The following is a 25,545-nucleotide window of genomic DNA, read 5'->3' on the forward strand; positions in this document are numbered from 1 at the left end:
GTGATTGTGACAGAGTGAAGGGGAAACGAGGTCGTGGAGTCCGAAGGATGCAGAGATTCGGACAGAGGAAAGGGAAAACCAGATCATGATGTCCGAATGGCGCAGTGATTGTGACAGAGGGAAGGAGAAACAAGGTCGTGGAGTCCGAATGGTGCCGTGATTGTGACAGAGTGAAGGGGAAACAAGGTCGTGGAGTCGGAAAGGTGCCGTCATTGTGACCGAGGGAGGAAGAAACCAGGGTCTCTAGTCAGAATGAACACGTAAATTGAACAGTGGCAAGAAAAACTAGGTCTGAAAGCCCGAATGCAAGACAGATTGGGACAAAGGCAAGAAAAAACAAGGACTTAGAGTTCAAATGCAGAATTGATTCAAAAAAAGAAAGTAGAACAATGCGCCAGTCTGAAAAAAAAGTAAGCGTGCAAACAAAGTAAAACAGGTTTTTGGTCAAGATATCCTTCATTACACAAACAAACCAGTGGGAATATGTCTCCCTCTGGTTTGTCATAACCTATTTCTTTTTTTTCGCTCTAGCGTCAGCCGCATTAGAGCGTGCTAATGCCTCTAAATCATCCTGGTCAGCAAGTTCACGTGAGAACTCGACATCAATTCCATCTGATTTCATGTTTTTAGGAACCTGTGGTAAGCTCCCTTTGTTTTTATCTCGTGATTTTTGTCCCCTTGAACGTCCCATTATCAACACCATCCCGAAAAATAATGGAGAGGCCGCTAACGGCAACCTACTCAATTATAGGATGACCTTCATAACAGACATCATAAGTGGAAAATTGTATGTAAAAAACAATTGGAGATTTTACTTTTTCGTATATCCGGCTGCACGATCTGCCATTTTGAAATCCCTAGAATATGTAACCTCCTGCATGCTGCTTAATGAACTTTTAGACTTATTTTCACGCTTTTTTTCCTTTGCCATTAAAGTTACCTCACTTTCTAAGTAATGTAGTATTATTTTATCCAATCCAAAAAAATCCAAACAAAAAACCCGTTAAAAAACGGGTTCGGATTTAAGCTTCTTTCAAATGTTCTTCCTCTACGATATGTCCAACACGTAAAGTGTGTAGTGTATATAAATCCTTAGAAACTTCAAAAAGATTGTAAACATCCCCATCTGCATTTAACTGGTCAAGCAAAGACTTTCGAGTTTCATTGGCGAAGGTTACATATGGAAGTTTTTGAACGGCCATCATGGAGCGATTATTGTTTTTACGAACTCTCATAAAAATCGTTTCAATCCCAAGTTCAAAAAAGAGTTCAGCAAAGAATGCGTCCTTAGCGGGTTGGTTGTAGCCTTTGCCGTGAAATGGTTTTCCAAGCCAAGTTCCAAGGAAACCAGCATTGTCATTGACATCGAATAAATTAATAGTACCGATTGGAGAGCCCCATTCATCTAAAATGGTACGTGAAATCAGTTCACCTCGCTCTTCTGCCTCAATCGTTTGCTTTGTTAAAAATAAAAACTCTTCATAAGAATATGCCTTATGACGCACAAAAGGAAAGACATCCGGGTGCACCATTAAGTCATAAAGAGCTTGACTATCTTGAAGTTCACGTTTTTTTAGCATCAGTTTCCCCTCCAAATGAGGACAGACCGGACCTGTGGTATCGGATCCACCCTCGAAATTTTTTGTGTTATTAAAAAATTTCGGGGTGGGAATCGAACCCACTAGAACCAGTGAAACTGGTGGCGCACCATTTGCCTTCCCTAAAGTTAGCCATTTTGCGTTGGCCAATTTTAAGTTGTGTATTTGATTTTGTAAGTTAATTTTTTTACTTCACTTTAGGTATCATACTTGAATCTTTTGTAAAAATAAATAGGTTTTTTGTGAAATTTTTGTATCAAATTATTGGAAATTTCGACTTTTCTGCAGAAATGTGAGGCATTATGTCGAATTATCTTTTAAAGATGTTACTCAAAGCCTTTTCAGCAGTCACATAAGTAAAAGTAAAACCATGTTCTACTAGTTTTTTCGGTATTACTTTTTGTCCTTCCAACACTAAAACACTCATTTCTCCGAGTAAAAGCTGTAGGGCAAATCTGGGTACTGGGAGCCAATGAGGACGATTAAGAACGATTCCAGTAGTTTGACCAAACTCCTTCATTCTCATTGGATTTGGTGCAGTGAAATTAACAGGTCCACTCACGGTTTCGTGATGTAAAAGAAAATCAATCCCTTGAATCACATCATCAATATGAATCCAAGACAGCCACTGCTTTCCAGAACCAATCGTACCGCCGATGAAAAACTTATAAGGAAGAACCATACGTGTTAGGGCACCACCATCATCCCCTAGCACAACTCCAAGTCGAAAGTAACAAGTCCGAACACCCAGGTCAGCAGCTTTGTTAGCTTCCTGCTCCCAGGCAGAAACCGTATTCGCGAGAAAGTCATTTCCAATCTGAGCAACTTCTTCCGTAAAGGTGTCGCGCTCAGAGGTTCCATAAATTCCGATTGCACTTGCATTCAATAACACTTTCGGTTTTTTCGGCAACGAAGTGATAATGCGTACTATTTCCTTTGTAGCGATCAATCGGCTTTCTAAAATTCGTTTTTTACGAGCTTCCGTCCATCTCCCACTGTTCAACGATTCTCCCGCCAGGTTAATGATTGCATCAACATCCTGAAGCTCAATTTCCGGAGTGCTATTTGTCTTTAGCCACTCTACAAAATGGAGACTGGAGTGATGACTTGTTTTGGCTGCATTTCTCGTTAAAATAAACACCTCATGATTTTGACCTAAAAGATAATCCGTTAGCTTTTTCCCGACAAAGCCTGTTCCACCTGCAATTGCAATCTTCATGCTTTTCGTCCTTTCCATCTCTTTTCCTACATAATTCAATAAGTTTTCCATATATCCTTCAAAAATCTTGTGCTACTATTAAAGTGAGGTGTTATCATATGGCGATAATAGCGAAAATCACAACTCAAAAGAAAAACACAGAACGATTTAATATATTTCTTGATTACGGGAAAGGCAAGGGCGAGGAATATGCCTTTAGCGTTGATCTAGATATATTAATTTCCTTTCAGCTGAAAAAAGGAATGGAACTGGACGATCTTGATATTACGGAAATCCAATTTGAAGATGAAGTAAAGAAGGCCTTTAATTTAGCGCTGAATTTTTTATCATATAGAATGCGATCGAAGAAGGAAGTCATCGATTATCTTAAGAAAAAAGAAGTAGATGACCCAATTATTCCAGATGTGATTCATAAGCTTGCTGAATACAAATATATAAATGACGAGGATTTTGCAAAGGCATATGTTCAAACGCAAATCAATACAACATCAAAGGGTCCTGAGGTTATCAAACAAGAATTATTTGAAAAAGGAATTGAACAGGACATACTAATGCAAAGTCTTGCGCTTTTTACGTTGGACGAGCAAATCGAAAAAGCGATTAAGTTGATTGCAAAAACAATGCCAAAAAACAATAAAGTTTCAGAGCGCCAAACGAAACAAAAGCTTGAGCAAACCCTTCAAAGGAAAGGGTATACATGGGATGTAATCCAAATCGCCATGGAAGAAGCATCAACCGAGAAGGATACTGATGAAGAGTGGGAAGCTCTCCAGCATCATGGTATAAAAGCCCATCGTAAATATGAAAAATTGGATGGATGGGAATATGAACAAAAGATGAAGCAAGCCCTTTTTCGAAAAGGCTTTGACTTAGATATGATTGACAAATTCATCGAATACATAAAGGATGGAGAGAACTAAAGATGCAAGAAAAACGATATAGCCAAATGACAGAATTTGAATTAAGACAGGAAATCGCTCATCTAAAAGAACAGGCACGAAAAGCAGAACAGCTCGGGATTGTAAATGAGCTTGCTGTACTTGAGCGAAAAGCATCGATGGCAAAGGCGTATATGCTTAATCCTAAGGATTTTAAACAAGGTGAAACATATGAAATTGATGGCGATCCTGGAAGTCATTTTAAAATTAACTATATAAACGGAGTATTTGCTTGGGGTCATCGTATCGGGCAAGAGGACACAGAAGAGGCATTACCGATTTCATTATTGATTAGAGAGTAAAAAACCAGAGAGGGAGATCTCTCTGGTTTTTCTTATTAGGAGCGTTTTCTAGTCTCACGCTCTAATATGATGAGGTTTTGGGTCAGTCTTGTTTCTCCATTCACTTGTGCCCACGCATGTTTCGGATTAGCCCATGCTTGTTGGAAAGGATTGTTGTATTCATTTCGTTTATAACCTTTTTTACCCATTACACGCACCTCCAAGTTGTACTCGATTCGATTTTTAGGCCCACACGATGTGGGTCACAAAGACGAAGACATCAGGATGTGGCGTTCTTAGTCTTTGATCTTAAAAATTACTGTTTTAAAAATCGGTTCGTTCACTTGAAGCCTTCATTCGCTCCTGTGGATGTGTGTTAATGGAACCATCTGCTCTTTTTGAAGCGTATTCTGCCTTTGCTCTAGGTTCACCCTCAAATTTATTGCTATTTTGATTTGGGAATCCTCGTTCTTTGTTCCGCATGCGAATACCTCCTATAAAAGCAAAATTGGACATCGTGTAAAAAGGGATTTCACGCCTTTAAACACGTATTACTAGTATGGAGAACTTCCCTTCTTAACATGTAAAATGGACAACGTGAATTAATGGAAATCATAATCAAATACGCACTGGCGTATTTGCGCCCAGATTTTTTCGAGCATGCTCGAAAAGTTTCCTTTGAAAATCTGTGGCATCCGCCGGAGGCTTTAACATTCAGTCAATGTTGGGAGCACAAAAAAAGTATCCCCTACCATATTAAAGTAGGGGACTTCCGCTGAATAAAGTTAACAAAGTTTGTTATGGGGAAAATTGGTTAGCTTGGAATGAGCTCCAGTTTTTTACGAAGCTTTTCTTCACTAAAAATCCAGCCTGTATAGGATGTTATAATGTTTAAATCAAGGTCCAACTGAACGACCGCGACAAATGGATAATGTCCTTTGCTACGATAACGAAGATCAATAAAACGTACCTCGTAATGGTCATCATACTCGTCGATTTCCCAGCGATAAACAGGAGAGAAGTGAAGAAATGCAGCCAAGTTCTTATCTTTTCTAGCAGCATTAATAACCGGTGTATCGGGAATAGGGCGTTTTGCAAATTGATCGTGTATAATGATTTCATTATTTTTAGCGCGTGCGACATAAAAATATCTTTCAGTCACGACAGCAATATGCCATTGATTAAAGCGATAGGTTGGCGAAATGATGATTTCTTTGATATCGTCATCGAGTCTCGCCCGAACTGCAGCTTCAACCTTATTTCGCATTTGGAACCGGATGATATAATAGACAAAAAGGATGGCATAGACCGAAAAGAAAGTAATTCCCGGATGTAAGCCAAGCTTCCAAACAATAATCCCTGCTAGATGAATCAGGAAAATAAATGGATCAAATGTATTGATGACGCCTAGAGCTACCCATTTATGTGAAAAGGGACGTAATGCTTGTGTTCCATATGCATTAAAGATATCGACAAACACATGGAGGATGACACCAATAAATGTCCACATCCAAAGATGTAATAAATTTGCATCAGGGAAAAATAAAAACAGAGCCCCTGTGATTAAAATCGGCCACAATAACACGGCCGGAATGGAATGTGTAATTCCACGGTGATTTTTTATATAATGAGCATTGTTCCGCAATTTAAGTATGGTATCAAGGTCTGGTGCCTGTGAACCAATTAGCGTTCCAAAGATAACAGCTGTAGTAGTAGCGGGGTTAACTGTAACAACCGGGTCAAGAGTGGCAATGCCACCTAGAGCTAGACCCATAACGACATGTGTACCTGTATCCAAAAATGGGACCTCCTTTTCCATACGTACCTAAGATTAATGTAACCAACAATCATATTTTTTAGATAAATTATTTTATCAATATTCAGCTGAATATTGATAAAGCCTCCGGCGGATGCCACAGATTTTCAAAGGAAACATTTCGAGACAAGCTCGAAAAAATCTGGGCGCAAATACGCCAAAGCGTATTTGATTAATAATAACACCTTGGGAGAGGGAATGGTAAAAAGTAATGAAAATGTTAGAAAACTTTTCGATAAATGATTTTCAAAAGGATTTAATTGAGTGGTTTGAAAAAGAACAAAGGGATCTTCCTTGGAGGCAGGATCAGGATCCATATAAAGTATGGGTTTCTGAAATCATGCTCCAGCAAACTAGAGTCGATACTGTAATTCCATACTTTGAGAATTTCGTTTCTAAGTTTCCGACAATCGAGGCTCTTGCTGAAGCCGAACAAGAAAAAGTACTCAAGGCTTGGGAAGGCTTGGGCTACTACTCTCGAGTGAGAAACCTTCATGCAGCAGTTAAAGAAGTAGCAGAAACATATGATGGCAAGGTTCCAAATACCCCCCGGGAAATTTCAAGTCTAAAAGGTGTCGGACCCTATACAACTGGTGCCATACTAAGCATTGCATATGGAATTCCAGAGCCTGCCGTCGACGGCAACGTGATGCGTGTTCTTTCTAGGATAATATCCGTTTGGGATGATATCGCTAAACCCAAAACCCGTCAACTGTTTGAAGCCATTGTTAGAGAAATAATTTCAAAAGAAAATCCATCTGCTTTTAATCAGGCGTTAATGGAATTAGGAGCATTAATTTGTGTTCCTGGAAACCCGGCGTGCTTATTATGTCCGGTTCGGGAGCATTGCAGAGCTTATGCAGAGGGTGTCCAAAAAGAACTCCCTGTAAAAAGTAAGAAAAAGGCCCCCACCGCCGTTTCAATGGCAGCAGTAGTTCTTCAGGACAAAGAGGGACGATTTTTAATTCATAAACGTCCAGAAAAAGGACTTTTAGCAAATCTATGGGAGTTTCCAAACCACGAAACGATATTAGACCTTCAAGCTCCAAAGGAACAGCTTAGTGAATTTATAAAAATGGAATATGAAGTCGATGCAAAAATTGGACAAGCATATACAACCATTCAGCATGTGTTTTCCCATTTAATATGGAATATCACTGTTTTTGAAGGGCATATAGAAGGCTCCATGGATGAAAAAGACGATTTAAAACTTGTTAGTTTAGAGGAATTGGAGGAGTTTACATTCCCAGTTTCCCATCAAAAAATATTAAAAAGCTTTCTCCACAGGTGAGAAAGCTCCTTTTTTGTTCATACGTTAATGTCTGGCTCCATGCGCCAACGGCTCTCTTGTCTAAGCCAATCACTTCTGAAGGCAAAATGCGCCTTCTGTCAGCGCTTGCCTTGTGCTTGTCGCCGATAGAAGGACGCCTTGCGCTTTTCTTTTAGTCATACGACAACCTAATATCACTCTTATAGTCATGGTTACGATGGAAACCGCCTCTGGCTTCAATTTCTTGGACAATTTCGCGGTGAAGGGATTGACCCTCCGTATTTAAATATGGAACAATTTGTTGAAAGGAATGGTGGAAAAAAGCAAGCTCGCTTTCCTTCCATTCATTTTTTGGGATCATTGATAAATGAGTCATGTCACGGCCAGCATACATCTTCAATTACCCTCCTTAAATATTCAATTTGTTCAATTAATAATATTATCCAATTGATGAAAAATTATCCTCTAAAATCATAATATTTTTTTGGATATTAAATTTGCTTCTTGGACAAATTAATGGTCGTGGAGGTGATAACAATGGCTAAACAACCAAACAAATCTTCAGCTGGAACAAATATTCAGCAAGTTGCACAACAAAACGCTCAATCTCAAGGTGGTGCTGGTCAATTCGGTACTGAGTTTGCTAGCGAAACAAATGCTCAAGAAGTAAGACAACAAAACGCTCAATCTCAAGGTAGTGCTGGTCAATTCGGTACTGAGTTTGGAAGCGAAACAAACGCTCAAGAAGTAAGACAACAAAACCAACAGTCTCAGTCTAACAAAGGACAAGGCTAACATAAACAAGATATTTAATACTTAATACAAAAACACTTCCAGTTCATTCAATGGAAGTGTTTTTCATTTTCGGACGTTTAGTTGAAATTCGGATGAAGGACATTAGGATGCGAGATCTGGGTCGAAAAGTATTTCATAAGCCGGATGAAGGCCATTCCGAATAGAAAGCACTCCCAAAAAGTCTTTCATAAGTTGTATGAAGTACATTCCGAACAGAAAGCACTCCCGAAAAGTCTTTCATAAGCTGTATGAAGTACATTCCGAACAGAAAACACTCTCGAAAAGTCTTTCATAAGCTGTATGAAGTACATTCCGAACAGAAAACACTCCCAAAAAATCTTTCATAAGCTGAATGAAGTACGTTCCGAACAGAAAGCACCCCCGAAAAGTCTTTCATAAACTAGATTTGACAAAACCTCCTATTTCTCTACATACAAAGACAAAGGAAATTGAGTCTATTTACAGAAATAATAGGTTATAACAATAATGATGGTTCAACTTTATTCTTCCGTGGTTTTAACCCAGAAGAATAAAGTTGAAGCCTCCGGCGGATGCCACGATTTTTCAGAGGAAATTTTTCGAGCAAGTGCTCGAAAAAAATCGGGCGCAAATACGCCAAGGCGCATTTGATGGACAATTAGGAGGATATCAAGATGAGCAATTTTAATGACCTTGTTGGTGAACAGTTAAAAACAATGGATAAGCTCCTTTTCATTCAATCCGAAATTGAAAGATGCCAGGAACTTGAGACTCAAATTTTAGAACTTCAAAAAGAAACAGAGCTCGAAACGATACAAGAAGAGATTAAGCGTATGCAGGAAGAACTTGTGCAAATTCATGACTTATTCCAAAAACAAACCGAAGAAGTCATCCAATCCTATCAGGGCAAAATGCATCAAACTGTGTAAAATTATTCAGTCGGGACTATAGCCCAACTGAATAATTTAACGCCTCCGGCGGATGCCACAGATCTTAAAAGGAAGCTTTTCGAGCATGCTCGAAAAAATCTGGGCGCAAATACGCCAAGGCGTATTTGCTTAGAGTAAAGGAGTCATCGAAAATTTCCGATGGCTCTTTTGTTTTAAAATACTAGTTGAACCGTTATAATAATAGAAAAAGGTTTTTCTTTGTTTTTATACTTTCGATATGGGAGTTTTCACATTAACCTTTTGTATAAAGCACAAAAACTACATCAGATTTTGTAAAAATTTTGAAATGTATAAGACAAAGCTGCCCAAAAGTGAAAGTAGGGAGAGAGAATGGGTATTCCCATGGAAGGAGACAAAATACAAATCCATAGCTATAAACATAATGGCCATATTCACCGTGTTTGGGAAGAAACGAGAGTGCTAAAAGGAACACAGAGCCTTGTAATTGGCGGGAATGATCGCACAACCGTGACAGAATCCGACGGTCGTACTTGGATTACACGTGAACCGGCTATATGTTATTTTCATGCGCGCCATTGGTTTAATATTATCGGGATGATTCGTGAAGATGGAGTGTATTACTATTGCAATATCAGTTCACCATTCATTTCCGATGACGAAGCATTAAAATATATTGATTATGATTTGGATATTAAGGTATTTCCGGATATGACATTTATCCTATTAGACGAGGATGAGTATGAAAAACATCGACGTGAAATGAATTATCCTGATGTAATCGATATGATTTTAAAAAATAATGTAGACAAGCTTATCCAATGGATTCGTGGACGAAAAGGTCCATTCGCACCAGATTTTATTGATATCTGGTATGAGCGCTACTTAACCTATCGAAGTTAAGAATTTCACATTTTCACTTAAACCTGTTGAAACTAGCAACAGGTTTTCAAATTTTTAAAGCAATACAACATGAAGGAAGGTCAGGGGTTTGGGGAGTACTAGACGTTATATGAAATTCGTGAAGCCATACCGGTTTCAAATTTTTATTACGATTATCATTGGTATTGTTAAATTTTCAATTCCGATGCTCACTCCATTATTGCTGAAATATGTATTGGATGATGTCATCGCAGCAGATTTAGCGCAGGATGAAAAGCTCTCAAAGCTTTTTCTAGCAATGGGAATCATGCTTTTCATTTTTCTTGTACTGCGACCACCTGTTGAATACTATCGTCAATATTATGCACAATGGGTCGGCAGTAAAATTCTTTATGATATTCGGGACCAGCTTTTTGACCATATTCAAAAGCTGAGTCTTCGGTATTATGCCAACACAAGAGCGGGGGAAGTGATTTCAAGGGTTATTCATGATGTCGAACAAACGAAAACCTTTGTTATAACCGGTTTGATGAACTTGTGGCTCGATCTTTTTACCATCGTTATCGCAATTGGGATTATGCTGACACTAGATATTCCATTAACGATTGTGTCGATTATTCTATTCCCACTCTATGGATTTTCAATTAAGTATTTTTATGGAAGGCTACGCAATCTTACACGGGCTCGCTCCCAGGCGTTAGCAGAGGTTCAGGGATATCTTCATGAACGGGTCCAAGGGATTCCTGTTATCCGAAGCTTTGCGATTGAAGACCATGAACAAAAGCTTTTTGACAAGCAAAACAGCAATTTTCTCCAGAAGGCATTAGACCATACAAACTGGAATGCGAAGACCTTTGCAGTCGTAAATACAATTACCGATATCGCTCCTCTTCTTGTGATTGGGTTTGCTGGATATCAGGTAATTCAAGAGGATCTAACAGTCGGTACGTTAGTTGCGTTCGTTGCCTATATAGACCGACTCTATAATCCGTTAAGACGACTCGTGAACTCTTCGACAACATTAACACAGGCACTTGCGTCAATGGACCGTGTATTTGAATTTATCGATGAAAAATATGATATCGTCGACGGGCCAAATGCGGTTGAATGTAAAAATGTAGCTGGGAATATGAAGTTTGAAAATGTCTCATTCTCATATGGGGATGATGACGATGATCAAATCGTATTGAAAAATATCAATTTAGATATTAAAAGCGGGGAAACCGTCGCCTTAGTTGGCATGAGTGGTGGAGGAAAATCAACACTCGTTAGTTTAATTCCAAGGTTTTATGATGTGACAGAAGGAAGGATTCTATTAGATGGGACAGATATACGCTCCTATAAGGCTAGAAGCCTCCGTGATAAAATCGGAATGGTACATCAAGATACCTTTTTGTTCAGTGAATCAGTAAAAGATAATATTCTGCTTGGTAAACCAGGCGCAAGTGATGAAGAAATTATTGAAGCAGCGAAAGCAGCAAATGCACATGAGTTTATTGGAAATCTCCCAAAAGGCTATGATACAAAAGTAGGGGAAAGAGGCGTAAAGCTGTCAGGTGGTCAAAAACAAAGGATTGCAATTGCGCGTGTATTTTTAAAAAATCCACCATTACTAATTTGGGATGAAGCGACTTCTGCATTGGACCTTGAAAGTGAGCATCTAATTCAGGAATCACTAGAGGTGCTTGCAAAAAATAGAACAACCTTCATCGTCGCGCACCGATTATCAACCATTACACATGCCGACAAAATTGTCCTCATTGAACATGGGGAAATTGTAGAAATCGGAACACATGCAGAATTAATGAACAAAAAAGGACATTATTACGATCTGTTTCAGGTTCAACAGCTCGACAATTAAAGAGGTCAAAAGACACGGAAATCAAAATTCCGTGTCTTTTTTTATGTTCTAATCAGAAAAATTTCACAACAGAAAAAATGTTTTTTGCTATTTCCAGGGAAATGCTGTCGTATATTAGCAGAATATTTCCTTCGAATCTCGTTGCCTTTTTTTACATTGAGGTAATAATTGAGACAACTTTTTAATAATACTTCTTGTAAAGGCAGGTGTGATTGATGGGTGAAAAAATAATCGATGTAAAGGGCCTCCGTACCTCCTTCTTTACGGATGAAGGAGAAATACCAGCAGTTGACCATATTGACTTTCATATAAACGAAGGCGAGATATTAGGAGTAGTCGGAGAATCAGGCTGCGGAAAAAGCGTCACATCTTTATCGATAATGGGACTAGTTCCTACTCCTCCAGGGAGAATCGTCGGAGGCGAAATAGTTTTTAATGGTCAAAATCTCGTTCATTTTTCTGAGAAACAGATGCGCCAAATCAGAGGGAATGACATTGCAATGATATTTCAGGAGCCGATGACATCCCTAAATCCTCTATTTACGATTGGTGACCAGATGGTAGAGGGAATTAAGATTCATATGAAATGGGACAAGAAAAAATCTCGTGCAAGAGCAATTGAAATCATGAAACGGGTCGGACTTCCACGCCCTGAAGAATTGATGAATGAATACCCCCATCAACTATCTGGTGGCATGCGGCAAAGAGTAATGATTGCAATGGCAATGGCCTGCAACCCAAAACTATTAATTGCCGATGAGCCAACAACTGCTTTGGATGTAACAATCCAATCACAAATTTTAAAGCTGATGAAGGAATTGAATGATGAAATGAATACGGCCATTATGCTGATCACCCATGATTTAGGTGTCGTTGCCCAAATTTGTGAACGAGTAGCTGTTATGTATGCCGGAAAGATTGTGGAGGAAGGGAAAGTATCGGACATTTTTAAAAATCCAAAGCACCCATATACGAAAGGCTTATTAAAATCAGTTCCCGATATCCGCAATAAAAATGAGCGGCTTTATTCGATTCCTGGCAATGTCCCAAAGCCAGGTTTGATTACACAAGGATGTCGTTTCGCAGAACGATGTGAGTTTGCGTTTGAACGCTGCTTTACAGAAAATCCTGAGCTTTACGATGTTGACGATAAGGGCCATCGAGTTCGCTGCTTTTTACAAATTGGAAGGGAGGAAAGCAATCATGACACGACCTTTACTACAAGTCCTTAATTTAAAAAAGTATTTTCCGATTAACGGTGGTGTGTTTGGAAAAAAGGTAGGAGATGTTAAGGCAGTTGACGGGCTTTCCTTTTTTGTCAATAAGGGTGAAACACTTGGGATCGTTGGGGAAAGTGGATGTGGAAAGTCCACAACAGGAAGACTGATTTTACGCCTTTTGGATCCAACGGAAGGCCAGGTTCTATTTAATGAGAAGGATGTTACGAATCTATCAACCTCTGAGATGAGAAAGCTAAGGCGTGACATGCAAATCATTTTTCAGGATCCATATGCTTCCCTTAATCCAAGACATACAGTCGAAAAAATACTAGAGGAACCCCTAATTGTTCATGGGATTGGCGATAAAAAGGAAAGAAAACGTAGAGTACAAGAAATGCTAGAGGTTGTCGGTTTAAGCAGTTATCATGCAAAGCGATATCCGCACCAATTTAGTGGAGGGCAGCGTCAACGCATTGGTATAGCAAAGGCATTAATGACCAATCCATCCTTAATTATTGCAGACGAGCCTGTTTCTGCACTAGATGTATCGATTCAATCACAGGTGCTAAACCTCATGGAGGATTTGCAAGAGAAATATGGCCTGACCTATATATTTATTGCACATGATTTAGGGGTAGTGCGGCATATAAGTGATAGAGTGGGCGTTATGTATTTAGGAAGAATCATAGAATTGACAGATAGCGAGAAGCTTTACAATAAGCCTCTTCATCCATATACAGTCGCATTAATGGAAGCGGTACCAATACCTGATCCAGATTATAAAAAAGAGACTGTTGGATTTACCGGGGAGATTCCAAGCCCATCCAATCCACCTGCAGGATGTGCGTTTCACACAAGATGTCGGAGTTGCATGGAAATTTGCAAAACGACACGCCCTGAGTTTAAGGAAGTAGAAGAAGGTCATTTTGTTGCCTGTCATCTCTATTAGAGACTTGCAGCATTCATGATAAAAAATGCTATAAGGGGGAATTTCTTTGTTTAAGAGGAAAGGCATACTACTTTCACTTCTATTCCTACTCCTAGTATCAACAGCTTTAGTCGGCTGTAACGGAGGAAGTAAAAAAGGAAATGAAAGTCCGAATGAGGGAGAAAAACCAACAGGAGAAACACCATCAGCAGAAGTCCAAACCGAGCTTGTATTCGGGCGTGGTGGAGATTCTGTGTCTTTAGACCCGATTTCAACGACCGAAGGAGAAACCTACAAAGTCACGGTGAATATCTTCGAAACGTTAATTAACTATGGAGATCAAGATACAACATTGCACCCAGGATTGGCAACTGAATGGACTCCTTCCGAAGATGGTCTCGAATATACGTTGAAGCTACGTGAAGGTGTTAAATTTCATGATGGCACCGATTTTAATGCAGACGCAGTGGTTAAGAATTTCGAGCGTTGGATGAATGGAGATGAAGAGCAATTCCCTTACTACACCATGTTTGGTGGATTTAAAGGGGATGAAGGCCATGTGATTAAAGAAGTAAAAGCCGAAGACGAATTTACTGTAAAATTCACATTAAATCGTCCACAGGCACCTTTTTTAAAGAACCTAGCTATGTCTCCTTTTGGGATCGCAAGCCCGGCTGCGCTTGATAAATTTGGTGATAATTTTATGAAGAACCCAGTAGGTACGGGTCCCTTCAAATTTGTAGAATGGAAAGAAAATGACAGAATTACGATAGAAAAGAATCCTGATTATTGGATTGAGGGCTTTCCGAAGCTAGACAAGATTATTTTTAGATCAATCCCTGAAAACTCAGCTCGCTTAAATGCCTTGCTTGCTGGTGAAATTGATTTAATGGATGGAGTGAACCCATCTGACCTTGAACAAATCAAAGGAAATCCAGACCTGCAAACATTTGAGCGTCCTTCTATGAACGTTGGGTACTTAGGTTTTACAGTTACTAGACCACCATTTGATAATAAACTTGTTCGTCAAGCACTTCACCATGCCATTGATAAAGAGGGAATTATTGCAGCATTTTATGGTGGACTTGCAGAGCCTGCAAAAAATCCACTTCCACCATCATTAGAAGGCTACAATGATGAGATTGACCCATATCCATATGATTTAGATAAAGCGAAGGAATTATTAACTGAAGCAGGCTATCCGGATGGCTTTGAAATGGATCTATGGGCAATGCCTGTACCACGTCCTTATATGCCTGATGGAATGAAGGTGGCAGAAGTCATTCAATCAAGCTTTGCGGAAATTGGTGTGAAGGCAGAAATTAAATCTGTTGATTGGGGGACGTATTTAGAGCAAGCAGCTAAAGGTGAATTCGATGCATATATGCTAGGTTGGACAGGGGACAATGGTGACCCAGATAACTTTATCTATACATTACTAGATAAGGACAGCATTGGAAGCAATAACTATTCATATTACAGCAATGATGAGCTTCACGATATTTTGATTGAAGCCCAAACCATACCTGATCAAGAGCAGCGTAATGAATTATATAAAAAGGCACAAGAAATCATCCATGAGGATTCTCCATGGGCACCACTTGTACACTCAACTCCATTATTGGCAGGTAAGAAAAATCTTAAAGGATTACTACCACACCCAACTGGTTCGGATATTTTAACAAAGGTTGAGTTTGAATAAGATTTGAGACTTGTTAAAGGGGAGTATTATTGCTCCTCTTTAACGTCTAACCCTTTAAACAAAAGAGGTGATAACCTTGTTCGTATATACATTACGGAGAATTGGAATGGTCATTCCCGTGTTAATCGGCATGACTCTAGTTGTCTTTTCGATTATTCATCTAGTCCCGGGAAATCCGGCGCAAATCATGCTTGGCCAGCGGGCTACAGCGGAGTCGATCGCAGCCCTTACAACAAAGCTTGGTCTCGACCAACCATTGTACATACAATATTTCGAGTATATAAAGGGGCTATTGACTGGAGATTTAGGGGAATCAATCCGGACTAAGACAGCAATAAGTGAAGAGATTTGGCCATATCTAGCAGCAACAATCGAGTTAACCATTGTTGCGATGATTATTGCAATTGTAATAGGAGTTAACGCAGGCATCATAAGCGCATGGTTTCAAAATTCATGGTTTGATTATATTGCGATGATTCTTGCCTTAATCGGAGTCTCCATGCCGATTTTTTGGTTAGGTTTAATGGAGCAATGGGCGTTTGCATTGCAACTAGATTTACTGCCAACTACGGGCAGGGAAAACGTAAGGGACCCAGTTGAATCGGTCACAAGCCTCTATTTAATCGATACATTAATAAACGGAAGAACCGATCAATTTGTAACTGTTTTAAAGCATTTAGTTCTCCCAAGTATCGCGCTAGCAACTATTCCAATGGCAATAATCGCACGGATTACTCGTTCAAGTATGCTTGAGGTGATGCGGTCTGACTTTGTACGAACGGCACGTGCAAAGGGAGTGAAAATGTTTTGGGTCGTGTACAAGCACTCCTTGAAAAATGCAGTTATCCCTGTTTTAACGGTCATCGGTTTACAAACCGGTTTATTGCTTGGAGGAGCGATCCTAACTGAAACCATTTTTGGCTGGCCTGGAATTGGACGATATATTTATGAAGCCATCAATTACCGCGACTACCCTGTGATTCAGTCAGGTATATTAGTGGTTGCCACCTTCTTTGTTTTTATTAATTTAATCGTAGACCTTTTATATGCGGTTATCGATCCGCGAATTAAATATCGTTAAAAAGGAAGGAGGTTAAAGAATGGCAGAGTCAGCACAAACGGAACTACCTTTGAAGAAAAGTGATGGAGCTGTGTCACCATGGAGGGAAGCGTGGCGCAGCTTTCGAAAAAATAAACTAGCCCTTGTCGGGACTTGTATTGTTGTCTTTTTTATCCTTCTTGCCATTTTTGCACCGATCATCGCTCCTCAAGGAATTGATGATAAAAATCTAGCAAACCGACTTCAGCCGCCATCCAGTGAACATTGGCTTGGAACGGATGATTTTGGAAGAGATATATTATCAAGAATCATCTACGGGGCTAGAATTTCATTACGGGTTGGCTTCTTTGCGGTAATGGGTTCAGCAATTGTTGGAAGCTTGCTAGGAATCCTTGCAGGCTATTATGGCAGGTGGGTGGATAACTTAATTAGCCGTATGTTTGATATTTTACTAGCATTCCCAAGTATTTTACTTGCACTAGCAATTGTTGCAATTCTTGGACCATCACTGCGTAATGCACTGATTGCCATTGCGATTATCAATGTACCAAACTTCGGAAGGCTGATTCGATCGAGGGTGTTAAGTGTTAAGGAAGAGGAATATATAACCGCCGCTAGGGCAGTTGGGATGAAGGATCGGAGAATATTATTTCATCATATTTTGCCAAATAGTATGGCACCGATAATCGTCCAGGCGTCACTGGCAATTGCGACAGCCATCATCGAAGCTGCTGCACTTGGTTTTCTAGGGATGGGAGCACAACCACCAAATCCTGAATGGGGAAAGATGCTTGCAGATTCAAAGAATTACTTAACGCAGGCTCCGTGGACAATGATTTTTCCGGGCATCGCAATCATGTTGACAGTGCTTGGATTTAATTTAATGGGTGACGGATTAAGGGATGCACTTGACCCAAAAATGAAGCAATAAAAAAAAGTTTACTCATGTTGAGGGCACTGAAAAAGTCCCTTTCTAAAGTTGGTGTTGATTTCCGCGGCAGGCACTAGCTCTCCGCGGGCGGTCAGGGACCCTCCTCGACGCCACACCCCTGCGGGGTCTCAACTGGCCACGTTTTTTCCGCAAGAGTCTCGTGCCTTCTGATCCAACCAACATAGTTAAAAAGGTAATAATTTCTCTGAATTTGAGAAATTATTACCTTTTTTCATTGTATAATTGTTGAATCAGTTCAATGTGGGTGGGTACTATGATTCAAAAACAACAATCCATGGCTTATAGTCCGTTTTCAAGTAAATGATATTATTATATTTAAAATATGACTTATTTTAGTAAAATTAAATAAGGTTTATATTTGTTGGAATATTATGTTAATGTTTTATTGAGGCTAAAGGAGGCGGCAAATTTATGGGTTATAGGTTTGTTTCGAATAAGAGATGGATTAGGGAAAGTATATTTGCAATAATATATGTCTTAACAATTACTATTCTAAGTGTTTACTCCTTTTTAACCTTTGAGGTAGGCGATTTTACTAATCCGATATTAAGTTTTATCTTGATAGTATCAATCATTGTTGGAATATATAGGGCGATTTACTATTTCAAATTACCCACAAAGGACTATCTGATAATTGAAGGCCGCTATTTATCAATATACAGAGGAAATCTCATTCCAAGGAAAATGATTCAATTTGATAAGGTAGAACGAGTCGTTCAGGTAAATGATATCATTATAATTAAATTGAGTAATGGGAAAGAAGAGCAAATATATATAGAATGGTTATCTAATGGTGATAACATAGAATTGAAGAAAGAGCTTAAGCATTGGTTTGAAGAAAAGGCGATTGCACTATAAAAGGTTCACTGTTATAAATATTAATAGAACTAAAATAATAAGAAGGCATTGCATAAATTGCAATGCCTTCTTGGTGCTACAAACATTTCTTATTATTTTGTAATTACTACATCTTTAAAGAATGGAGTACCACTAGAGTTTACAAATAGACCATCGATACCATTCATACCATGAACGAAGTCAGGGTGTTGTAAGTAAACCATTGGAGATTCTTTAATTAGAATTTCAGAGATTTCTTTATACGCCACATTACGTTTTTCTTGGTCAGCTTCAGTACGAGCTAGATCTAATAATTCATCAACTCTATCATTCTTATAGAAAGCACGGTTACCTGCTTCACCAAACATACTAGAGTGGAATAGTGCATACAAACCGTAATCTGCATCACCAGTAACTGTAGTCCATCCTAGAATGAATAACTCATGTTCACCAACAGCTGTCTTCTCTAGGAATGTTCCCCACTCAATAAGATCAATTTCAACTTCAATTCCAATTGGTGCTAATTGAGCTTGGATTAATTTTGCAATATTTTCACGCTCTGCATTACCTGTGTTTACTTGAAGACTTGTTTTGAAACCATCTTCAAATCCAGCTTCAGCTAATAATTTTTTAGCTTCTTCAACATCATATGCTAGTGGTTCTAATTCCTGAGAGTTACCTACAACTGTCGGAGCTAGAGGACCAATCGCTGCAAGTCCTTGTCCATCTAAGATACCATCAACAATATCCTCTTTGTTAATTGCCATTGCAATCGCTTGTCGAACCTTTTCGTTATCGAAAGGTGCCTTTTGCATGTTAAATCCTAGGTAGTCCATACGAGTACTGCTTACTCGATCAAGCTCGATCCCTTGCATTGCTTCAACACGTGCAACGTCTGAAGAACCAAGTAACAATGCGTGAGCTTCACCTGTTTCTAACATTGCAACACGAGTTGATTGGTCAGGAACAACCTTAAATGTTAGAGTATCTGCCTTTGCTTTCTCGCCCCAATAATCTTGATTTTTTGCGAATTGAATGCTGTCTCCAGTATTCCATTTTTCAAGTTTGAAAGGACCTGTTCCAATTGGGTTTTCACTTACTGTTTTACCACCATTATTTTCCTCTTCGATTGCTGAAGGAGCAATGATTGAACCAGCGTTATGAGCTAAGTGAGCTGGAAGTGGAGCAAATGGCTTTTCAGTTTTAATGTGAACCGTGTACTCATCGACTACTTCAACCGATGAAATCATGTTAACAACAACGATTTTTGGAGAAGCAAATTCTGGATCTAAAATACGATCAAGTGACGCTTTTACAGCCTCAGCATTAAAGTCGGTTCCATCATGGAATTTTACACCTTCGCGTAGTTTAAATTCCCAAGTAGTGTCATCAACTGCTGAAAATTCAGTAGCTAACATCGGAATAACACTTCCGTCTTCCGCATAATCCGTTAGACGCTCATAAATTTGTGATGTTGCATTATTTGATGCTGTATCGTTTACCCCATGTGGGTCAAGAGTTGGTGCGTCTGCAGGTGTAACATATACTAAATCTCCACCTTCAGTTGCTTCAGCAGGTGCATCAGTGTTACCTTTCTCATCTTCTTTTGAAGATTTATCACTGCCACAAGCAGCAAGTGCTAGAACCATTGATAGTAATAGCACAAGAAATAGATTCTTCTTTGTCTTCATTTGTGTATTCCCCCTTTGATGGTTTGTAAGCTTAGCCTACAAATTTCTATATTAATCAAAGAATCAGAAATATGCAATATTAAAGTTTCTGGAATTTTTGTCTAGTTGCAAAATTTGCAATATAACTAACATATTATGTAAATATAATAACTCCCTTATTTTGTATATTCAGAGTTTTTATAATAGAATACCTTTTTTTACTAGTTTAATCCGTTAAATCAATAATATATACTGAAAATAAACTATTGTAACAAAAATAAATAATTTGATATGATAGAAAAACATGTGGAAATAATAATTATAGTAAACTACAAAATTTATGTTTACTGAAAGGATGAGAAAGGAATGGGTTCACCACAGCTTCAACCTAATGGAGCTTTTGTAGAGGTTCAAAAGACTAGACCAACACGTTGGTCTTCATTCTATAAAAAGCTATCAAAGAACAAGGCGGCTATTGCCGGCGCAATTATTGTTTTGCTATTTGTAATTCTCGCAATTTTCGCCCCGTTAATTGCACCGCATGACCCCAATTTACCAGATATAAAAAATAAATTACAGACACCTTCATCTGAACACTGGCTAGGAACAGATGATTTAGGTCGTGATATTTTTAGTCGTATTTTATTTGGAGCTAGAATATCACTAACTGTTGGAATATTATCAACAATTTTAGGAGCATTCGTTGGTATTATTCTAGGTATTGTCTCCGGATATTATGGTAGATGGGTAGATTCATTGATTATGAGAATTTGTGATGTTTTTCTAGCATTTCCAGGGATATTATTAGCGTTAGCTATTGTAAGTGTTTTAGGGGCAAGTACCACCAATGTTATTATTGCAGTTGCCTTTTTTGCTGTTCCAACCTTTGCTAGAATTGTTCGAGGGTCAACATTAACTGTTAAGAAATTAGAATATATTGATGCTATAAAAGCAATGGGAGCGACTGATTTTAGGATCATATTTAAGCATATACTTCCAAATATAGTCTCACCAATCATCGTCCAAGCTACACTTTACATAGCGTCTGCTATTATTACTGCAAGTGCTCTATCATTCCTTGGAATGGGTACAAAACCGCCTACACCAGAGTGGGGAACAATGCTAAGTGAAGGTCGTTCGTATGTTTCATACGCGCCACATCTTACTTTATTTCCAGGAATTGCAATCTTGTTAGTAGTGGTTGGATTTAACTTATTTGGAGACGGATTAAGAGACGCATTTGATCCGAAGTCAAATAAATAACATAAAAGGATGGTGATTATAATTGTTGATTTATACACTTAGAAGACTATTACAGATTATACCAGTAATGATTGGTGTAACATTAGCCGTATTTCTAATGATGCACTTAATCCCTGGTGACCCTGCTCGGATTATGGCTGGCGAAGGTGCTGATCCGGCGCAAGTCGAACAAATGCGTGAAAATCTAGGGCTAAATGATCCATTGCATATACAGTATTTTCGCTATATAGGAAATGCGGTTCAAGGTGATTTAGGTACATCTATCAGAACGAACCGTGATGTAGTAAGTGAAATTTTCGATCAGCGTTTTGCCATTACAGTTCAGCTTGCTGTTATTGGAACTGCATTATCCGTACTATTTGGGTTAGTGGCTGGAATTATCTCAGCTACAAGAAAATACTCATTTATTGATGTTTCGGTCATGGTGGCCGCATTATTTGGATTGTCGATGCCGAACTTTTGGCTTGGAATTCTATTAATCTATTTATTCGCAGTAAATTTAGGCGTATTACCAGTTGCTGGATGGGGAACTTGGCAGCATATGATCTTACCAGCAATCACTCTAGGAACCGGAGGAGCTGCAATTATTGCTCGGATGACTCGTTCCAGTATGCTTGAAGTAATTAACCAAGATTATATTCGTACCGCTTATGCTAAGGGTGTAAGTGATAAATTAGTAATCTATAAACATGCTCTCCGCAATGCCTTAATACCAGTTGTGACCGTAGTAGGTTTACAATTTGGTGGTTTATTAGGTGGAGCGATCGTAACGGAAACAGTATTCGCAATTAACGGTTTAGGACGTCTCATTATCGATTCTATCCGTGCGCATGATTTCCCAATGGTTCAAGGCACAATCCTTGTCTGTGCCGTACTTTTTGTAATGGTCAATTTCTTAGTAGACATAACATATCGTTTAATAAACAAACGTATAGACTTGAATTAAAAGCAGGGCGGTGAAAATTATGACTATATCAAATTCTGAAAAAATCCTTGAGGTAAAGGATTTACGTACATCATTCTTCACAGACGAAGGGGAAGTTAAGGCTGTTGATGGGGTTGATTTTTCAATTGAAAAAGGGAAATCAATTGGTATTGTTGGGGAATCCGGATCAGGAAAGAGTATTACCTCATTATCTATTCTCCGTCTCCTACAAGAACCTATAGGTAAAATTGTTGGCGGTGAAATCCTTTTTAAAGGTGAAAGTCTAATAGATAAGAGTAAGAAAGAAATGATGGGGATTCGTGGAAATAATATCTCTATGATATTCCAAGAGCCAATGACATCGTTAAATCCCACATTAACTTGTGGAGAACAGATTGCTGAATCGATTCGGATTCATCAAAAATTAAATAAGAAAAAGGCATGGGAAAAGGCTGTGGAAATGCTCCGATTAGTAGGGATTCCATCGCCAGAAAAACGTGCTACCCAATACCCATTTGAATTATCAGGTGGTATGAGACAACGTGTAATGATCGCGATTGCGTTATCTTGTAATCCAGAATTACTCATTGCAGATGAGCCGACTACGGCACTAGACGTGACCATTCAAGCACAGATTCTCGAACTGATCAAAAAATTACAAAGTGAACTTGGCACATCTTTAATGATGATTACACATGATCTTGGTGTTGTTGCCGAGATGTGTGATAAGGTTGCGGTTATGTATTGTGGAAAGGTAGTCGAATATGCCGATGTAAAAACACTTTTTACAAAACCAAAGCATCCTTATACAGTTGGTTTACTAAATTCGATTCCGAAGCATGATGAAGATCTTGAAGGGGATTTAGCTGTTATCGAGGGTTCTGTACCAAGTCCATTTGAATTACCAAAAGGTTGTAGATTTGCTCCACGTTGCCCGCATGCTAGAGAGATCTGCCATTCACAGTTACCAAGCTTAGATTCGAATGAAGCTGGTGACCAAGTTCGTTGTTGGATGTATACAGAACACTGGGAGAAGCAAGAGGAAGTAGGTGCGGGACATGAGTAAACAGCCATTATTAGAAGTAAAAAACCTAAAGCAATACTTCCCAATAAAAGGTGGAGTCTTTGGTCGTACAGTAAATCATGTTAAAGCAGTTGATGATATTAGTTTTTCAGTGTTTGAAGGAGAGACAGTAAGTATTGTAGGGGAATCCGGTTGTGGAAAATCGACGACAGGCAGGGCTATTCTTCGGTTAGATAACCCATTTGCGGGAGAAATCAGCTTTGAAGGAAAAGATTTACTCTCATTAAACAAGGCTGAGATGCGTAAAAAACGTAAAGACCTGCAAATTATTTTCCAAGATCCCTATGCATCTCTGAACCCAAGACAAACGGTTAGTCAGATTTTGGAGGAGGCGTTAGCTATCCAAAATGTTGTTCCTCCTAAAGAAAGACGCCAAAAGATTAAGGAATTACTTGAGACTGTAGGAATTGGTTCTCATCAAATTGATCGATATCCACATGAATTCAGTGGAGGTCAACGACAACGAATTGGGATCGCAAGGGCATTGTCAGTAGACCCTAAATTGATTGTTTGTGATGAAGCAGTTTCTGCACTTGACGTGTCAATTCAAGCACAGGTATTAAATCTATTGAAGGATTTACAGCGCAAATTTAACCTAACTTATTTATTTATTTCACATGATTTAGGTGTTGTTCGCCATATTTCAGACCGAATTATCGTTATGTATCTAGGTAAAATTGTGGAAATTGGTGACAAAAAATCACTATTTGAAAACCCGCAGCATCCTTATACACGAGCTCTTTTATCAGCTATTCCAAGCACGAATATTGATCAAAAAAGAGAGAGAATTATTTTAAAAGGTGATGTTCCATCACCAATCGACCCACCAACTGGTTGTCGCTTCCATACACGCTGTCCATACGCGATGGACCGATGCAAATCGGAAGAACCAAAGCTGCATAGCGTCCATGGGGAGAACTACCAAGTTGCTTGCCATCTTGTAGAGGATGGGGTTGTAGATTATAAGGAGCTTCAAACAATTTATTAATAGTTTCGAAATAAAAAAAGGTGCCAATTGCATAGGATAATGCGTTTGGCGCCTTTTTCTATTCTCTATCTTTATCTTCCACAATCACTTCGTTATGGAAATTTTGAAAGCTTTCTACCAAAGTATCTAATCGTTCGAGCTGTTCCGAGTATTCGAAGATAGCTGACACTAGTGTCATCAGGTGATACCAGGTTTCTTCATCTTCTTCATCCGTTGGCTTTTGTTGCGCGAACAAGGTATCAATTACCTTTTTTCGATCAAATGCAAAATCCTGCTTTAACTCTTCTGGAGCCTGAACTTTAACCTTACCAACAAATTTTAATAATATTTGCTCGTGTGAATGAAGGAGATCATCAATTTCTTTTACAAATAATTGTTGAAATGGGATTGGCAATTCCTGTAGCTCATTTTCATGTCTATGCAGCCTTTTAAGTGTGTCCAACGCCCGATTTGTACAAACAATCATTTGACGAAATAAAACAAGCTTTCTAGACTTTTCATATTCTACCTTTTTAAAATAATTCCGTTCTTCTTTATAAAGGAGAAATAACTGGTCAATCTGTATAATGTTTTCCTTAATTTTATCGATGTCATCTTTTAGCGTATTATATTCAGAGGCATGTCTTGTACTAACACGCACCCATTTAAAGATTTCCTCACATTGCTCGACAATTGCATCATATAGTTTTTTCTCATATTTAGGTGGGAGAAAAACGAGATTCACCAAAAATGCGGATAAAATCCCCAATAAGATTGCTAGAAATCGTAGGCTTGCAAATTCAAAAAACTGTTCACTTGGACTTTCCATAATCGCGATGACAGTCACAATTGCGACTGAGATCGTCTTTTCCATCTTAAACCTCAGGTTAATTGCGATGACAAGAACGACAGTAAGTCCAATGATAAATGCATTATTGCCAAAATACATTCCAAATAATATGGCAAAGAATGCACCAATAACATTCGCTTGTACCTGTTCAATAACCGTCAAGTAAGAGCGGTATATCGAAGGTTGTATTGCAAAAACAGCAGCAATTCCAGCAAATACCGGCGAAGGCAAGTCTAAAAGCTTCGCTAACATTAATGCAAGGGTAATGGCAATTCCCGTTTTTAACATGCGGGCACCAAATTTCATTTTTTACGAATCCTTTCTATAAAAAAGCTGTTTTATAATACTTAGCCTTTTCTCCATAATCTAAACCAATACTGTATAATACAATGATTTTATGCTTATCGCAAGAGAAACATGTCCTAATTGAAATGTGCCTGCTGCCAAGACGGAAATCCTTTGTTTGGGACGCAAATCTGCCGGCCGCGACGCAAATATTAAAATGAAGAAGCAAATCCGCCGGACGTGACGCAAATATTG

The 25,545-nt window shown here is 38.8% G+C and carries 28 protein-coding genes; 17 read left to right on the top strand and 11 right to left on the bottom strand.

Annotation, left to right across the window (positions count from 1 at the left end; all coding sequences use genetic code 11):
• Positions 1 to 508 precede the first annotated feature (508 nt).
• The 4 genes from V7097_RS23435 to V7097_RS23450 form a co-directional block, all read right to left on the bottom strand.
• On the bottom strand, positions 509 to 691 hold the full coding sequence (locus V7097_RS23435) for a YfhD family protein (protein ID WP_335706046.1): 183 nt from the start codon (positions 689 to 691) through the stop codon (positions 509 to 511).
• 120 nt (positions 692 to 811) lie between these two features.
• The gene (locus tag V7097_RS23440) at positions 812 to 931 is read right to left on the bottom strand and encodes a YfhE family protein (protein WP_335706047.1); all 120 of its coding nucleotides are present in this window, start codon (positions 929 to 931) and stop codon (positions 812 to 814) included.
• A gap of 91 nt (positions 932 to 1,022) precedes the next feature.
• On the bottom strand, positions 1,023 to 1,580 hold the full coding sequence (locus V7097_RS23445; protein ID WP_335706048.1) for a GNAT family N-acetyltransferase: 558 nt from the start codon (positions 1,578 to 1,580) through the stop codon (positions 1,023 to 1,025).
• A gap of 328 nt (positions 1,581 to 1,908) precedes the next feature.
• Complete coding sequence (locus V7097_RS23450; protein ID WP_335706049.1) at positions 1,909 to 2,817, bottom strand: TIGR01777 family oxidoreductase; 909 nt, start codon at positions 2,815 to 2,817, stop codon at positions 1,909 to 1,911.
• A gap of 98 nt (positions 2,818 to 2,915) precedes the next feature.
• On the opposite strand from V7097_RS23450, the gene recX reads away from it, so the two are divergent.
• Together recX and V7097_RS23460 are read left to right on the top strand one after the other, a co-directional pair.
• Positions 2,916 to 3,737, top strand: a complete 822-nt coding sequence (recX, locus tag V7097_RS23455; protein ID WP_335706050.1) for a recombination regulator RecX — start codon at positions 2,916 to 2,918, stop codon at positions 3,735 to 3,737.
• Positions 3,738 to 3,739: 2 nt separating this feature from the next.
• Positions 3,740 to 4,057: a YfhH family protein gene (locus V7097_RS23460; protein WP_335706051.1), complete on the top strand. Its 318-nt coding sequence runs from the start codon at positions 3,740 to 3,742 to the stop codon at positions 4,055 to 4,057.
• Between the two features lie 35 nt (positions 4,058 to 4,092).
• On the opposite strand, the gene V7097_RS23465 is transcribed toward V7097_RS23460, so the two are convergent.
• The 3 genes from V7097_RS23465 to V7097_RS23475 form a co-directional block, all read right to left on the bottom strand.
• On the bottom strand, positions 4,093 to 4,245 hold the full coding sequence (locus V7097_RS23465; protein WP_116354056.1) for a YpzG family protein: 153 nt from the start codon (positions 4,243 to 4,245) through the stop codon (positions 4,093 to 4,095).
• Positions 4,246 to 4,360: 115 nt separating this feature from the next.
• Positions 4,361 to 4,519 (bottom strand): small, acid-soluble spore protein K, encoded by a 159-nt coding sequence (locus V7097_RS23470; protein ID WP_335706052.1) that lies wholly within the window; start codon positions 4,517 to 4,519, stop codon positions 4,361 to 4,363.
• 331 nt (positions 4,520 to 4,850) lie between these two features.
• Positions 4,851 to 5,834, bottom strand: a complete 984-nt coding sequence (locus V7097_RS23475) for a metal-dependent hydrolase (RefSeq protein ID WP_335706053.1) — start codon at positions 5,832 to 5,834, stop codon at positions 4,851 to 4,853.
• Positions 5,835 to 6,063: 229 nt separating this feature from the next.
• On the opposite strand from V7097_RS23475, the gene mutY reads away from it, so the two are divergent.
• The gene (gene mutY, locus V7097_RS23480) at positions 6,064 to 7,143 is read left to right on the top strand and encodes an A/G-specific adenine glycosylase (RefSeq protein ID WP_335706054.1); all 1,080 of its coding nucleotides are present in this window, start codon (positions 6,064 to 6,066) and stop codon (positions 7,141 to 7,143) included.
• Positions 7,144 to 7,294: 151 nt separating this feature from the next.
• On the opposite strand, the gene V7097_RS23485 is transcribed toward mutY, so the two are convergent.
• A complete protein-coding gene (locus V7097_RS23485) occupies positions 7,295 to 7,516 on the bottom strand; it encodes a cytosolic protein (protein WP_335706055.1) in 222 nt (73 codons plus the stop codon).
• A 143-nt stretch (positions 7,517 to 7,659) separates the two neighbouring features.
• On the opposite strand from V7097_RS23485, the gene V7097_RS23490 reads away from it, so the two are divergent.
• From V7097_RS23490 to V7097_RS23535, 10 genes are all read left to right on the top strand, one after another.
• On the top strand, positions 7,660 to 7,917 hold the full coding sequence (locus V7097_RS23490; protein ID WP_335706056.1) for a gamma-type small acid-soluble spore protein: 258 nt from the start codon (positions 7,660 to 7,662) through the stop codon (positions 7,915 to 7,917).
• Positions 7,918 to 8,570: 653 nt separating this feature from the next.
• A complete protein-coding gene (locus tag V7097_RS23495; RefSeq protein ID WP_335706057.1) occupies positions 8,571 to 8,825 on the top strand; it encodes a YgaB family protein in 255 nt (84 codons plus the stop codon).
• Positions 8,826 to 9,176: 351 nt separating this feature from the next.
• The gene (gene ntdP / locus V7097_RS23500) at positions 9,177 to 9,707 is read left to right on the top strand and encodes a nucleoside tri-diphosphate phosphatase (RefSeq protein WP_335706058.1); all 531 of its coding nucleotides are present in this window, start codon (positions 9,177 to 9,179) and stop codon (positions 9,705 to 9,707) included.
• An 88-nt stretch (positions 9,708 to 9,795) separates the two neighbouring features.
• Positions 9,796 to 11,547, top strand: a complete 1,752-nt coding sequence (locus V7097_RS23505) for an ABC transporter ATP-binding protein (protein ID WP_335706059.1) — start codon at positions 9,796 to 9,798, stop codon at positions 11,545 to 11,547.
• Positions 11,548 to 11,762: 215 nt separating this feature from the next.
• Positions 11,763 to 12,779: an ABC transporter ATP-binding protein gene (locus V7097_RS23510; protein ID WP_335706060.1), complete on the top strand. Its 1,017-nt coding sequence runs from the start codon at positions 11,763 to 11,765 to the stop codon at positions 12,777 to 12,779.
• The gene (locus V7097_RS23515; RefSeq protein ID WP_335706061.1) at positions 12,751 to 13,716 is read left to right on the top strand and encodes an ABC transporter ATP-binding protein; all 966 of its coding nucleotides are present in this window, start codon (positions 12,751 to 12,753) and stop codon (positions 13,714 to 13,716) included. The genes V7097_RS23510 and V7097_RS23515 overlap by 29 nt, the downstream gene beginning before the upstream one ends.
• A 46-nt stretch (positions 13,717 to 13,762) precedes the next feature.
• A complete protein-coding gene (locus V7097_RS23520) occupies positions 13,763 to 15,397 on the top strand; it encodes an ABC transporter substrate-binding protein (protein ID WP_335706062.1) in 1,635 nt (544 codons plus the stop codon).
• Positions 15,398 to 15,473: 76 nt separating this feature from the next.
• A complete protein-coding gene (locus V7097_RS23525; protein ID WP_335706063.1) occupies positions 15,474 to 16,478 on the top strand; it encodes an ABC transporter permease in 1,005 nt (334 codons plus the stop codon).
• A gap of 19 nt (positions 16,479 to 16,497) precedes the next feature.
• Positions 16,498 to 17,388, top strand: a complete 891-nt coding sequence (gene nikC, locus V7097_RS23530) for a nickel transporter permease (RefSeq protein ID WP_335706064.1) — start codon at positions 16,498 to 16,500, stop codon at positions 17,386 to 17,388.
• A gap of 432 nt (positions 17,389 to 17,820) precedes the next feature.
• Positions 17,821 to 18,267, top strand: coding sequence for a hypothetical protein (locus tag V7097_RS23535; RefSeq protein WP_335706065.1), 447 nt, complete (start codon positions 17,821 to 17,823; stop codon positions 18,265 to 18,267).
• A 92-nt stretch (positions 18,268 to 18,359) separates the two neighbouring features.
• Here V7097_RS23535 and V7097_RS23540 read toward each other — a convergent pair whose 3' ends face one another.
• On the bottom strand, positions 18,360 to 19,937 hold the full coding sequence (locus tag V7097_RS23540) for a glutathione ABC transporter substrate-binding protein (RefSeq protein ID WP_335706066.1): 1,578 nt from the start codon (positions 19,935 to 19,937) through the stop codon (positions 18,360 to 18,362).
• A 345-nt stretch (positions 19,938 to 20,282) separates the two neighbouring features.
• On the opposite strand from V7097_RS23540, the gene nikC (V7097_RS23545) reads away from it, so the two are divergent.
• The 4 genes from nikC (V7097_RS23545) to V7097_RS23560 are packed head-to-tail and all read left to right on the top strand — an operon-like array spanning position 20,283 to position 24,176.
• A complete protein-coding gene (gene nikC / locus V7097_RS23545; RefSeq protein ID WP_335706067.1) occupies positions 20,283 to 21,179 on the top strand; it encodes a nickel transporter permease in 897 nt (298 codons plus the stop codon).
• Positions 21,180 to 21,201: 22 nt separating this feature from the next.
• Entirely contained in the window at positions 21,202 to 22,125 is a 924-nt protein-coding gene (locus V7097_RS23550; RefSeq protein WP_335706068.1) for an ABC transporter permease, read from the top strand.
• A 19-nt stretch (positions 22,126 to 22,144) separates the two neighbouring features.
• A complete protein-coding gene (locus tag V7097_RS23555; RefSeq protein ID WP_335706069.1) occupies positions 22,145 to 23,170 on the top strand; it encodes an ABC transporter ATP-binding protein in 1,026 nt (341 codons plus the stop codon).
• Positions 23,163 to 24,176, top strand: coding sequence for an ABC transporter ATP-binding protein (locus V7097_RS23560; RefSeq protein WP_335706070.1), 1,014 nt, complete (start codon positions 23,163 to 23,165; stop codon positions 24,174 to 24,176). Before V7097_RS23555 ends, V7097_RS23560 begins: the two co-directional genes overlap by 8 nt.
• Positions 24,177 to 24,234: 58 nt before the next feature.
• Here V7097_RS23560 and V7097_RS23565 read toward each other — a convergent pair whose 3' ends face one another.
• Together V7097_RS23565 and V7097_RS23570 are read right to left on the bottom strand one after the other, a co-directional pair.
• The gene (locus V7097_RS23565) at positions 24,235 to 25,311 is read right to left on the bottom strand and encodes an FUSC family protein (protein WP_335706071.1); all 1,077 of its coding nucleotides are present in this window, start codon (positions 25,309 to 25,311) and stop codon (positions 24,235 to 24,237) included.
• Positions 25,312 to 25,327: 16 nt separating this feature from the next.
• A partial coding sequence (locus V7097_RS23570; protein ID WP_335706072.1) for a hypothetical protein occupies positions 25,328 to 25,545 on the bottom strand: 218 nt, incomplete at its 5' end.

This window comes from Bacillus sp. JJ1562 (assembly GCF_036962705.1).
In the GTDB taxonomy this organism is placed as follows: Bacteria; Bacillota; Bacilli; order Bacillales; family Bacillaceae_L; genus Ferdinandcohnia.